The 12,198-nt window shown below is 34.5% G+C and carries 11 protein-coding genes; 4 read left to right on the top strand and 7 right to left on the bottom strand.

Annotated elements, in window-relative coordinates; all coding sequences use genetic code 11:
* Positions 1 to 164 precede the first annotated feature (164 nt).
* Entirely contained in the window at positions 165 to 764 is a 600-nt protein-coding gene (locus ODQ17_RS18640; protein ID WP_322905526.1) for a hypothetical protein, read from the top strand.
* Between the two features lie 358 nt (positions 765 to 1,122).
* On the opposite strand, the gene ODQ17_RS18635 is transcribed toward ODQ17_RS18640, so the two are convergent.
* The 3 genes from ODQ17_RS18635 to ODQ17_RS18625 all read right to left on the bottom strand — a co-directional run bounded on the left by ODQ17_RS18635 (position 1,123) and on the right by ODQ17_RS18625 (position 3,684).
* Positions 1,123 to 1,482, bottom strand: a complete 360-nt coding sequence (locus tag ODQ17_RS18635; protein ID WP_322905524.1) for a RidA family protein — start codon at positions 1,480 to 1,482, stop codon at positions 1,123 to 1,125.
* A gap of 1 nt (position 1,483) precedes the next feature.
* Positions 1,484 to 2,725 (bottom strand): D-amino acid dehydrogenase, encoded by a 1,242-nt coding sequence (locus ODQ17_RS18630; protein WP_322905522.1) that lies wholly within the window; start codon positions 2,723 to 2,725, stop codon positions 1,484 to 1,486.
* Positions 2,726 to 2,814: 89 nt separating this feature from the next.
* Entirely contained in the window at positions 2,815 to 3,684 is an 870-nt protein-coding gene (locus tag ODQ17_RS18625; RefSeq protein ID WP_322905520.1) for a LysR family transcriptional regulator, read from the bottom strand.
* A 115-nt stretch (positions 3,685 to 3,799) separates the two neighbouring features.
* Here ODQ17_RS18625 and ODQ17_RS18620 point away from each other — a divergent pair, with 115 nt between their 5' ends.
* Positions 3,800 to 5,227, top strand: coding sequence for a gluconate:proton symporter (locus tag ODQ17_RS18620; protein WP_151963510.1), 1,428 nt, complete (start codon positions 3,800 to 3,802; stop codon positions 5,225 to 5,227).
* Between the two features lie 176 nt (positions 5,228 to 5,403).
* Here the strand turns inward: ODQ17_RS18620 and ODQ17_RS18615 are convergent, their stop codons facing one another.
* Complete coding sequence (locus tag ODQ17_RS18615; protein WP_322905518.1) at positions 5,404 to 6,219, bottom strand: alpha/beta hydrolase; 816 nt, start codon at positions 6,217 to 6,219, stop codon at positions 5,404 to 5,406.
* Between the two features lie 482 nt (positions 6,220 to 6,701).
* Here ODQ17_RS18615 and ODQ17_RS18610 point away from each other — a divergent pair, with 482 nt between their 5' ends.
* Both ODQ17_RS18610 and ODQ17_RS18605 read left to right on the top strand, forming a co-directional pair.
* Positions 6,702 to 8,450, top strand: a complete 1,749-nt coding sequence (locus ODQ17_RS18610) for an FAD-dependent oxidoreductase (protein ID WP_322905517.1) — start codon at positions 6,702 to 6,704, stop codon at positions 8,448 to 8,450.
* A gap of 384 nt (positions 8,451 to 8,834) precedes the next feature.
* Entirely contained in the window at positions 8,835 to 9,152 is a 318-nt protein-coding gene (locus tag ODQ17_RS18605) for a hypothetical protein (protein WP_322905527.1), read from the top strand.
* 153 nt (positions 9,153 to 9,305) lie between these two features.
* Here the strand turns inward: ODQ17_RS18605 and ODQ17_RS18600 are convergent, their stop codons facing one another.
* The 3 genes from ODQ17_RS18600 to ODQ17_RS18590 all read right to left on the bottom strand — a co-directional run.
* A complete protein-coding gene (locus tag ODQ17_RS18600; RefSeq protein WP_322905515.1) occupies positions 9,306 to 10,397 on the bottom strand; it encodes a M48 family metallopeptidase in 1,092 nt (363 codons plus the stop codon).
* A gap of 20 nt (positions 10,398 to 10,417) precedes the next feature.
* A complete protein-coding gene (locus tag ODQ17_RS18595) occupies positions 10,418 to 11,506 on the bottom strand; it encodes a YjgN family protein (protein ID WP_322905513.1) in 1,089 nt (362 codons plus the stop codon).
* 428 nt (positions 11,507 to 11,934) lie between these two features.
* Positions 11,935 to 12,198, bottom strand: a 264-nt coding sequence (locus tag ODQ17_RS18590) for a hypothetical protein (RefSeq protein ID WP_322905511.1), incomplete at its 5' end; no start/stop codon positions are given.

The raw sequence follows: 12,198 nt of genomic DNA, 5'->3' as shown, positions 1-12,198 counted from the left end.
CCGACGAGGGTGTGAGTCCTCCGTGAGTTCGAATCTCACCGCTTCCGCCAAATTCGAAAAGCCCCTGTTAAAAGCAGGGGCTTTTTTTTATCTATGCTTTTACCCCCAAATAACACACATCAAAATGTAGGTGTATTAATTCTTAGTTTATTAAAGGTGGAAAAATGAAAATAAAAAACTACACACCAACTAAAGGTTTTATATGGATTTTGCTTTTAATTATTTTTATAGCATGGCTTGTATATAAATGTGTTCCTTTAACAGAGAAAGATCAAGATGCTCTTATTCATTCAAATATGGAACGGGAAAGGATTAGGCTAGCTGAAGAGTTTGACTCTTATACACAAGAAGACTTCGCACGACTACCAAAATTTGAGTCTCGTAAATATTTTTTAATAAAACGTAATGGTCGTTTTTGGTTAATACCAAGAGAGTATTATGGTGCTAATGGTTTTACTATTAGAGTTATAGATATAGATAAACTAATAGGGAAAAAGTGGGAAGGTGATATTGTGGTGGAAGGTGGGTTTCGAGTTTTTATGTATTCACCACAATATTATAATCGTAAAGCTGATTTTTTGAGTGGTGATGTGGCATGTAAATCAAATACATTTAGAAAACTTTTTACGTGGAATGAGGTAATTATTAATATTGATGCTAATACCTATCCTAAAAAAATTACAGATAATCAATATTTAGATATTTGTCTAACTGCATTAAAAATTTTAAATGAAGAAGTAAAGGAAATACATTTTGTTAATTAATATAATATAATTTTAGTAAATTTCATCTAAAAATTATTTGAATATATATTGTATTTACTCATCAAATCATTACAGTAGATATTGTTAGGCTCTAATTTTTTACTATTTCAGGCTCAGTGTTTTCACTAGACCCATTTTAATTTTTTTGGAATGGTTTTTTATTTTAAAAATGCCTTTTGAAAAATTTATTTTATCTCAGCTTAAATGGTTAGATTAAAATCAATTCGTAAAGTATTTATTAAGAATGAGGTGATCGGCGTTACCTATAAAGATGTGCAACATCGAGTTGATGAGTGGCTATATTTGAACATGAAATTAATAAAACCAGTAAATTCACTGGCTTTATTTAAGGCAAATATTACTTAACACTCGCTGTAACCATCACCTCTACTAATACTTGCGGACGTGCCAAATCTGCTTGAATAGCCGCACGTGCTGGTGCTGCACCATCTGGTAACCACGCTTCCCAACATTCATTGAACACTGCAAAATCTTCGGCAATATTTTTAATCCAAATTTGTGCAGTTAAAATACGGCTTTTATCACTACCAGCTTGTTCTAGTAAAGCATCAATTTTTGCCAGAACTTCTAAAGTTTGCTGCTTAGCGTCAGCATCTAAAGCTGTTGGCACTTGACCCGAAACATACACTAAACCGTTATGAAGCACGCAGCCTGATAAACGTGCATTCGTATCAATACGTTGAATGTCATGACTCATTTTATTTCTCCAGAGATAAACCATCTAATGTAATTGGTGAGGTTGCTTGGCTAATTAATTGACTAATGACCATGGCACAACCAGCAGCCAATGTGAAACCTAAACTACCTTGGCCAATATTTGCCCATAAATTCAAATATTTCGTACGACCCAAAATGGGTAAACCTGTAGGGGTGGATGGACGTAAACCACTCCATTCTTGTGCAGTATTTACACCCAATAAATCGGGAAATGTTTTTCGTACCGTATCTTTCAATGCATTTATACGTTCTTTTCGAATGTAGATATCTTGATAGCCAATATCGACCATTGCCGCAATGCGAAGCTGATTTCCCAATTTCGCATATACAATTTTATTTGCATAATCGGTCACGCTCATATTGGGTACAATATTGGCTTTTTCTGGGAAGGGTAAAGTCAGGCTATATCCTTTTAATGGATAAACTGGGACTGAAATACCCGCCATATTAAAAATTGCAGTACTGCCATTGCCCGCAGCAACGACAAATTCATCTGCTTCTATACGTCCTTGATTTGTTTCAATCGCAATAACTTTATTATTTTCTGCAAAAAAATCTGTCACTTCATGTGTATATAAACATGTGAAGTTACTACTCTTTTCTAGTGCTTTATACAACGCTAAACAAAATTTGTAGCAATCTGCTGTTTCATCATCAGGTGTGTAAATTGAACCCACTAATGTAGATTCAATACCTTTCAATGCTGGTTCAAGTTGAACAGTTTCTTCAGGTGACAGTACTTTTTGAACATTTGGATCTATCCCTGTTGCTGCTTTTCTAAAAGTTTTTTCATCACGATGAATAATCATTTTTCCCGATTTTACCCAGTCAAAATCATCAATTTCATCACGCCATTTAGACATAATACTTTGACTATAGAGAGATAACCGTAAAATATGACTGCCGTTCACAATGTTATCTTTGCGATTACATGCCATGAGGAATTGGAATAACCACGACCATTGAAGAGGTGAAAAATTCAATTTAAAGTTTAAAGGCGAATGAGCTTTTCCTAACCATTGCAGCGCCTGAAACGGCACGCCCGCATCTGCTAAAGGTGCAACATAGCGATAACTGAGTTGACCACCATTTGCAAAACTTGTCTGGCAACCAATCTGGTCTTTTTCTTCCACTATTGTGACTTGATGACCCGCGTGAATAAGTGCATAGGCTGTACTTAAACCAATGACTCCACCACCAATGACAACGACATGTTTTTTCATTCTTCCATGCTATATTTGCAACACACATTTGTATTAAAGAAGAAGAAAAAGAGTTAAACAAATGAGTTTTTACGTAGTACTCATAACTTTTAGTTAATCGACGGCGTCATCGAAGCAATTTCTCTTTTAATCAATTCAATAAAATCTTCAGTCGCTTTGGTCGTACTTACATTGGCATTTTTTAAAATATAAATTGTGGTATATAAACTTGGTTTTATTTCATGAATCATATGATTTGGTAAGGAGTGTGCAGCAGTATAAATATCGGTAATGCTACACCCTAAACCTTCGCGTACTAGTTCACTCGCCATATAGTAGGTTTGTACATTCACAATACTTTTATTAAATGTTCTGTACTTTTTTACGACTTGCATAAGGGAATCTGAGTAGGGTTGAATCCACCTGTTTTCATCAATTAAATGAATATCTTGTTTTGATTCAATAGGCTGAGAATCGATGTAAACCAGAGGAATTTCCAGAACAGGTGTGGCAATAATGCCATGCTGAGTATGGGGCTGGAATGTTACCGCAATATCAATTTCACGTCTTAATAATTTTTGCTCTAGTGCTTGAGTATGATCGGTACCAATATTGACAAAAACATCAGGGTATTTTTTTAGAAATTTTGCAGTTAATTTGGGAATGAGGCTCAAACCTAAACTGGGTAAACATCCGAGTGTGATTTGACCTTGGGTATTTCTTGCTAAATTATCCGTCAACTTATTTAGTTCATTTATTTTTTCATAAATTGGCTTAATTTCATCATATAAAATATAGGCTTCTTTCGTGGGTTGTAATTTTCCTTTGACCCGTTTAAATAGAGCAAAACCAAGGCGTTGTTCAGCATGTTTGAGCAATTTACTTGCCGCAGGCTGTGAAATGCATAACGATGATGCTGCTTCTGTGAGGGAACCAAAAAGCATGACTAAATAGAATATTTCTAGGTGTCGAAGATTCATAAATAAGCACATAACTAATAGTTATAGGTAATCTATTAGAATTCATTATTTAATGTCAATGAACCCTTGTAAATTGGTGAGAAATTCAATGCCCAATGATCAAGGAGTGATACATATGTCAGTTGAGCAATCTTCTATAACAATACCTAATATAAGGACACCTAAAAATATTGCCCTTATCACCATTATTATTTTTAGCTTAGCTTTAGCATTTTATGCAAAAGGCCTACCGATAGAGGAGGTCGGTTTAATTGGGTTATTGCCTATTTTTGCCTTGGCGCTTTTAACTGTTATTGGTCTCGATATTGTTCTGGCAGTTATTATTGCTATTGTCATTAGTGTGATCATGACATCCACCAGTGTATTTGAATTAGGTGGAATTCTTGCAAAGTCTACGGGCTCATTTATTGCGACTGTAGGTCTTATTATTATGTTGGGAGCCGGGGTTGGTGAAGTTGCCAACCGAACAGGTGCAGCGAAAGAATTGGTCAAATTTATTGTCAATAAAGTTGGGCTTTCAAGTATTCCTCGAGTCAAACTTGGCATCATGATTTCATCAGTTGTTATTTGTGGTTCATTGGGTACTATGGCAGGTGGTAATGCTATTATTGTTGCTGTCATTATTCCCATTGCTGCGGCAGTTGGTTTAACACCGCCTACAGTTGCATTACTTTTGATGACAGCAGGTTCTGTCGGTCTCTTTATAGGACCTTTTACACCAAGTACAGTGACTATTTTAGAGTTGGGAGGCTTGACCTACCCGCAATATTTGAGCACTTGTGCCATCCCTATGAGTGTTGTCACCCTTCTTACAGGTTGGTTCATGTCTGGCTATATTCAAAAGTGGACTTTTGGAAAATATACCTATAATGAAAATTTCTTAGAACCTTCTGAAAAAATAGAAAGTGCCTCTGAAGTGAAAAGAAGTAAACGTGCAGCGATTGTATTTATTGGCACAATTATCGTGATGGCAATTCTTGGAATTATTTTTAAAGCAGGCTTTAGTTTTGCAATTATTGTGATGCTTACTGTTGCCACATTAACTGGGTTAGTTGCGGGGTTTAGTCCTAAACAAATTTTGGAAGCACTCTATGAGGGATGCGGTAAATTAGTATGGATGTTTATTCTTTACTGGTTATACAATCCAATTTTAGTTCTTGTTGAAAAACTCAATGCTTATCAAACACTGTTAGATAATGCGACACCGTATTTGGTCGACTTAAGTCCTGCTATGCTGTGTTTTGGTATTTTCTTATTTAATATTGTGGGGCATATTCCAGGGGCAGCTGTTGCACAAATGACTTTTACCAATAAAATTTTTGGACCAATTTTACTGGCAAATGGCGTTCCACCTGTTGCGGTTACAGCAGTTTTATTATCAAGCTCCCAAGTAGACTGGTTTGGTCCTTTCCCATCTTCTGATATGTTTGGTCAAATGGGCTTAGCTCGTTCAAGTCAGCTGAAATACATGCTATATGGTGGTTGGGCCATAGTGATCGCAAATATTCTACTCTTTGCAGTATTGTTTCAGATTTTGAATTAGCCCCTACAAATTAAAGCTATTTCTTATTTAAATGAATTTTAAAAGCCTTTTGAACTAGAAAGTTTAAGGGGCTTTTTTCGATGATAACAACTTAGCCTAAGCTAAGTAAGATTTCAGAATTTAATCTCTTAGCTTTTAACAAGAAGAAGATTTTTGCAGTCCAATCTAATCAATTTTTAAATATTATAATTTCTGATATTTTTTAAGAGGTAATGATCTTTATCTTTCTCAATTATGAAATTAAAGTTAGCTTTTCGCATGGAAATTTTTTTTAAGGTTTGAACTATTTCATAGGGAATAGGAGAATATTTCTTAATACCATTAATTTCATAAAACCCTTTCGACTTTCCATTATCTGTTTTTATACCATCTAACTCTCCATAAACGATTGTGACTTCTCTTTTATATTCCATTAAAAAAAGCCAAATCGATGATGAGTAAAAGCTATAAGGTTTGGAAATTTCATCCTTAAATTCATTTCCATACATTTTTTTGATTGCTTGATCTGAATATATCGCTGGGCATAATAGAATCAATCGATCAATTTGAAATTTTTTAGCTAAATTAATTGCAATATAACCGCCTAAACTATATCCAATGACAATATCCACTTTTTTTAGAAGGCTGTAAAAAACCATACTTTCATTTATGTTCTGAGATAAAGATGACTGTGTTTCACTCGTATTATTTAAACCACTTAAATTGAATGAAAGCGTTCCAATATTTTTACTTCTAAGTAGATTTTCTAAAGGGCTTAAAGAACTCAAATCAGAGTTGCCGCCATGTATCAGTAAAGCTATTTTTTGCGGAAAACCATCACAATAATTAAATTTAGCTTCTAATTCATAAGTACCAAAGTCATGTATAAAAAAGAAAGAATTTTCATTTTCAGTAGGATCATTTTTTAGCTTATGTATTGGAAAATTTGTTAGATTAGAAATCGTATTGGAAAAATATCTATCTACAATCGATATCATGTCTTGCTTTTCCATAACTCATAATTCCTATTGATCGTGTTAATAATATTCGTTTATATAAAGTACAATTGAAATAATGATTACTTCATAATTTTATTTTAAAAGTATAGCTCATAGAATTTTAATAAATAAAAAAAATCTGCTTAAAAAATTAGAAATTGAACCAGAGGCCTAGGTCTATCTAAAAAATATATTCTGTAGGGATTTGCCAATGCTACTAATAAAATCTAAATGTTATATTTATTTTAGACTCTTGATCATTTGGTTTCTAAATTTTCCTTTATTTATTAGAATCTTGAACTGTGAAGATATATCAATTTTTATTAAAAATCTGCTTTATAACTTTTATAGACTAATTTAATACTTAATGTTGTGAAGTTTTTACTTACATGATCTAAAAGAGTTTTAGAAGCAATATTATGTTCAAAATGGTTATTTGCTTTAAATGTATGTAGTAACTATTTAGCTGTCAAAAATATGTAAGTAATAGGATAAAAATGTTAGAAACTGATGTTTTAATTGTTGGAAGTGGTCCAGCAGGTTCTTCTGCTGCACTTATGTTAAGTAGTTATGGAATTAGAAATATCATAATAACTAAATATAGATGGCTGGCAAACAGTCCGCGTGCCCATTATATCAGTCAAAGAACTATGGAAATTGTTCGAGATTTAGGGATCTCTGATGAAGTAATCGCAAAAGCAGCACCAAAAGAAGTTATGGGAGATGTTGTTTATTGCACATCTTTAACGGGTGATGAAATTGGACGCTTTCCTTATGGAATGAATCATCCAGAAAGAATGTCTGAGTATGCTAAAGCGAGCCCCTGTGAACAGTGCGATCTTCCTCAACATCTATTTGAACCTATTTTACTTTCAAATGCAGCATCACGAGGGAGTCATCCAAGATTTGATACGGAATATTTATCTCATGTACAAGACGAGGATGGTGTAATAGTCACTGTTTTAGATAGATTAACTAAAGAAACATACTTAATCCGCTGTAAGTATTTAATCGGAGCTGATGGTGCAAGTAGCCAAGTCGTAAAAGATTTAGATTTACCTATGGCAGGTAAAATGGGGAAAAGTGGCAGTATCAGTATTATTTTTAAAGCCGATTTAACCAAATACGTCTCGCATCGACCGGGATACCTTTGGTGGATTATACAACCTGGAGCAAATATTGGCGGAATCGGGTTAGGTTTGTTGCGTATGGTCAGACCTTGGAATGAATGGCAGATTGTTTGGGGATATGACATTGAAAAAGAAGAACCATCTCTCACTGATGATGAGGCGATTGCAATTTGCAAGCAGCTTATTGGCGATAACGACATTGAAATAAACATAAGTAGTAAGTCGTTATGGACAGTAAATGAAATGTATGCAGAGCAATATTCGAAAGGTCGTGTTTTCTGCATTGGTGATGCTGTCCATCGTCATCCACCTTCGAATGGACTCGGTTCAAATTCATCTATACAAGACGCTTATAACTTATGTTGGAAATTAGCATTTGTATTAAATGGCAAAGCGGGTAGTGGTTTATTAGACAGTTTTAATGAAGAAAGAGCACCTGTTGGTGAGCGAATTGTTAAGCGAGCAAACCAAAGTGTTAGAGAGTTCTCTACAATATTTTCTGCTTTAGAGTTAGATGGAAAGTACAGTACAGAGACGATGCAGGGAAGTATAAATGCCTTAAGCGAAGGTAATGAAAAAGGTGCTGTTAAACGCCGTGATTTAAGATCTGCAATTGAATATAAAGCTTATGAATTTGCTGCCTTAGGCGTAGAAACGAATGTACGGTATTATTCATCTGCAATCATTGGAGAAGAGTCTGCTATTGAAAATAAAATAGATTCTAGTAGAGATGAAGATCTTCATTATTATCCTTCATTTACTCCTGGCCATAAACTCCCTCATACATGGTTAGTCAAAAATCATAAAAAAATCTCAATTTTAGACTTAATTGGAAATGGAAAGTTTACGCTATTCTGTTGGTTGCAAGGTGATAAATGGAAGCTTGCTTTAGATAACCTGAATAGAGAGCTTAACTTGGATATTAACGTTATACAGGTAGGCCCTAAAAGAGACGTTGAAGACTCTTATGGAGAACTTTCTCGCTCTTGGGGTAATGATGAAAATGCTTGCATAATGATCAGACCAGATGGTTATATTGCTTGGCAAAGCAACAAAATTGAATCAGCGGAAAATGAATTGCACAAAGCCATGTCATCAATACTTCATTTGAATTAGTATTTCACTGTTTCACCAAATTCGAAAAGCCTCTGTTAAATGCAGGGGCTTTTTTATGTGAATATTTTTAGTACTTAGAAGCCTATATAAAAATTTGGATTGAGTGGCGGCAGAATTAGATTTCAGTTTAATTTTATATTTTGTAGTTAATCGCATCCTCATAATGGTCAATATCTTGTTAATCGTTTGAAGAATTCTTTCGAGTCAACTATTGCTGCTGTATGTATAATTATGGGTAGAATAGCTCCTTATAATATAAACCCCTTTGCATCACTAACTTGCAAAGTAAAATCGCCTGTTATGTACCAAATTTAAATTAAGAGATATGGATAATTCATGAATTTAATAAAACCTAGTAGTAAGTTCTTTCTTGCAATTTTTCTTATGATGAAGCTTTCAAACACATATGCAGCAAAAATACAGGCTGTAGATGCTGAAGTACAGGAGAGTGCTGTAGATGTAATGGAAGCTGCTGGAGCAGAAGCTGTAGGTGGGCAAGAGGATATATGTCGTGCTGACGAGGCGTGTGATGTTGCATCTGCTGTTTCTGAGGATGAAATGTACGGTGGGATTCAACAAGAATATGTCGTAAAAGGCTGTAAGGTAACAATCTACAACGATGGGCCTGTGAAAATGGTCAATGTAAAGACGGATCAACCATGTGATGCTCCACTTCCTAAAGACCATAAATTTTCTAGATAGACTCTGTGAGCCTATAAATTATTTTGAGTGCCTTTAAAAAGTTTTGGTACTTGGCAACTCATATGGAAATTTGGATTGAGTTAAGCAGATTGAGATTTCAGCTTAACTTTATATTTCATAGTGTCTTGAGAATGAATCCTCACTTTCTACTATTTAATCTTTAGCATGTTGTTTTTTCTCAAAATCATGAACCATTCGAATACGCTCTTCAGTTGCAGGATGAGAAGATAAAGTATCAAGAACAGCTGTAGATAGTTTATTAGCTGAAGATTCTTCTTGAGAAGCTGGTGGGTTGGACTGATTTTTTTTATCGATACCTTCTTCTGTTGTATCGCTTAAACGTTGTAAGAAATTTGCGAAGTGCGAGACTTCTATATGCTTCCTATCCATCAGCTGTAAAGCATATAGATCGGCTTCGGACTCAAATTTACGTGAGTAATTTGCACCTATCATAGCGGCAGGTAAGGAGGTAAATAAGTCTGAACTATCTCCTGTCATTGCAATGTATAATATACTTAGGCCTAAACTGGTTAACCCTTGTTGCAAACTATGGCGATAAACCAAATGGCCTTGTTCATGGGCTAATACGCCTAAGATTTCCTGATTCGTATGTGCCAATTTGATTAGTTCATCTGTGATGATGATCGTATTATTAGGTAATGCTACAGCATTTGCTCCTAAATGATCGCCTTTACGGAAGACTAATTTGGCTGGTTTGTTTTCAGCAACAGTATTCAAATACTGTTTAGTAATTTGGTCTTTTTGAGTTTGTGCTAATTGGCTGGGTGCAGTCCAATTATTTAATACATAATTCTCAGCTTCATCACCTAGTTTCTTTAAAGTATTTTCAGGTAATTGAAAAGCAAGATAATGGGATGTGGCTGGAACACCCCATTTCACTAGACTGATCGCAAAAGTAATCACAAAAATTACACTAAAAAGAATAAGACTCGGAGAGCGTTCAAGTTTCCAGATCGAATATTGAATCTTTTTAGTTGTGTAATTAAACCATTCTGGTAATGCACTATGAAATTCAATCCGTGCATCATCAGATAATTCAATCACTGGGTGTAACTGTCCCAGCGCACCAATCAATTTCATATCAGTATATTGATAATGACGTTGTTGTTCTAATTGCTCACCATACCGAATGAGAACTTCAGATTTAGATTGAGCTGAAATCTGAGCATGGTGAGGTTTAGACACTATGCCATCATAGAAAATGATATCTACTGCTTGGGACATAAATAAGTAAACTCAGATTATTATAAAGAGATGTCAATATCAAAAATATCACTGATTTCTTCAGCTAAAGCACTTTGTTCTTGCTGAGCTAGATTCATCATTTGATCTGGATCATCTAATAAAATTAAACTCATCGATTCAATCTGATATTTGTGAATACGAACCGCAGCCCAAGCAGACATTAAACCTATGGTTAAGATTTTTACTATCCAGTTTGAAGCTACAATCCATGCAAAACGCCATTGATTACAGTCTGTTTTAAATTGACTGTTTCCAACTGTCGTATTGTTCCATGTCGTAATAAAAATACGTGCAGCAATTAATGGATAAATAAATAATCCAATAAATGCATATACCGTAAATATTCCGAAGACTAAAGCGTTCGGTGAGAACCCAGCAATTGTTCCTACAAGAGCAAAGTAAATGATTGAAAAAATAGCAATTATACCAATAGCAATAAAAACTGGTATATAAACTGCAGCCATATATGCAGACCATTTCGCGTTTAATTTAAAATTTAATTGTCCAGCATATAAGTTGTTTAGATAATATTTTTTATATAGCCAAATAGCTACAGGTGTAAAGATTCCTAATGTGAAAATATATACCAATATACTCAAAAGAAAGACTTTATAAGATTCTTTTATGGTTCCACCAAAATAAAAACGTGCGTTGCCGAACTTACTATTTCTTGCAGTAAAACGCAAAGTAGCGCGAATTAGCCAAGGTATTGCTGTATATAGTGCAACTAGTCCAACCACAGTCGCAATCATTGAATACTGTGATGAAATTGCAAATACTGCGTAAATTCCTAATGCAATTAAACGTCCAATCAAAATCTTGGTTGGAATCCCTGTAAAATCAAAGCGACGTTCAAAAAATTCTGTATTGCCATAGAAATAGCGTAAGCGACGAACTTTAGCCCACGGTGCATATAAGCTTAAAGTAATAATAGTCAAAAGAATATTAACGATCCAGATTCCAAAATATTCTGAAGCTTTACCATGAAACTTAAAATGATAAATGCCTGATTGAGAAATTGGTGGAGACGTAATATTTTGATCCTCATTCAAATCTTGAGGAGATGAGGGTAAAGCTTGTTCTTGCATTTTATTCTCTTTATTGAAACTAAATGATCTTGATTGAATGTAATAGATAATTAGAAAGCTATTGAGAGTATTATATATTTTTTATAAATTGAAAGAAATAGAATGAAAAGCAAACAACTATTTTTACCATTATATTCTTATTGAGTTGTTCGGAGCAGGAAGCTGATTGAGAGAAGTATAAATAATAGGTTTAAAGGCATATTGGTGACTTATTGCGATTTCTAACTGAAACTTTCTACATCATTCATTTCATCATTTAGCATTTTATATTCTAATCTTACCTGTCGAAACTAATATATCTATATAAATTTCAATACCGTTATAAACCCTTCTTTAATAATAACTCACTCATTATTTATCCTTACTTTTTAATGATCTATTTTAAAGCAAATATCGTTTAGTGTGCTTGACTGCCAAAGGGTAGAGCACTATCCTTTGCCTGCTGGCCACATTGCCAGTCGGTTGTCGCAGACCGGGAAAACAAAGTCGATATGCAAAACTCTTGTTTTGTGTGTCGGGAACTCGTTCGCCCCCTTTTTCTCTACGGTAGGGCGGAAGGGGGACACCTTCGGGTGTGCTGGTTCCTTTGTTTCCAGTCTGCGAACCCCCTTTCGTTCTGCCACCATAATTTTAATGTTTTGGCAGAACTCCCAATAAAAAGGAGTTGGCTTTGCACATTCATTATTTCTTGG

The organism is Acinetobacter sp. IRS14 (assembly GCF_034650275.1).
GTDB classification, from domain to species: Bacteria; Pseudomonadota; Gammaproteobacteria; order Pseudomonadales; family Moraxellaceae; genus Acinetobacter; species Acinetobacter oleivorans.
The sequence above is the reverse complement of the archived record's forward strand: the minus strand, read 5'-3'. Positions and strand labels throughout refer to the sequence as shown.

Bases quoted from the DNA above. Each gene is read 5' to 3' on its own strand.
- ODQ17_RS18625 (WP_322905520.1), bottom strand. From the start codon at position 3,684: ATGAATCTTCGACACCTAGAAATATTCTATTTAGTCATGCTTTTTGGT.
- ODQ17_RS18600 (WP_322905515.1), bottom strand. From the start codon at position 10,397: ATGTCCCAAGCAGTAGATATCATTTTCTATGATGGCATAGTGTCTAAA.
- ODQ17_RS18630 (WP_322905522.1), bottom strand. From the start codon at position 2,725: ATGAAAAAACATGTCGTTGTCATTGGTGGTGGAGTCATTGGTTTAAGT.
- ODQ17_RS18620 (WP_151963510.1), top strand. From the start codon at position 3,800: ATGTCAGTTGAGCAATCTTCTATAACAATACCTAATATAAGGACACCT.
- ODQ17_RS18605 (WP_322905527.1), top strand. From the start codon at position 8,835: ATGATGAAGCTTTCAAACACATATGCAGCAAAAATACAGGCTGTAGAT.
- ODQ17_RS18610 (WP_322905517.1), top strand. From the start codon at position 6,702: ATGTTAGAAACTGATGTTTTAATTGTTGGAAGTGGTCCAGCAGGTTCT.
- ODQ17_RS18615 (WP_322905518.1), bottom strand. From the start codon at position 6,219: ATGGAAAAGCAAGACATGATATCGATTGTAGATAGATATTTTTCCAAT.
- ODQ17_RS18635 (WP_322905524.1), bottom strand. From the start codon at position 1,482: ATGAGTCATGACATTCAACGTATTGATACGAATGCACGTTTATCAGGC.
- ODQ17_RS18640 (WP_322905526.1), top strand. From the start codon at position 165: ATGAAAATAAAAAACTACACACCAACTAAAGGTTTTATATGGATTTTG.
- ODQ17_RS18595 (WP_322905513.1), bottom strand. From the start codon at position 11,506: ATGCAAGAACAAGCTTTACCCTCATCTCCTCAAGATTTGAATGAGGAT.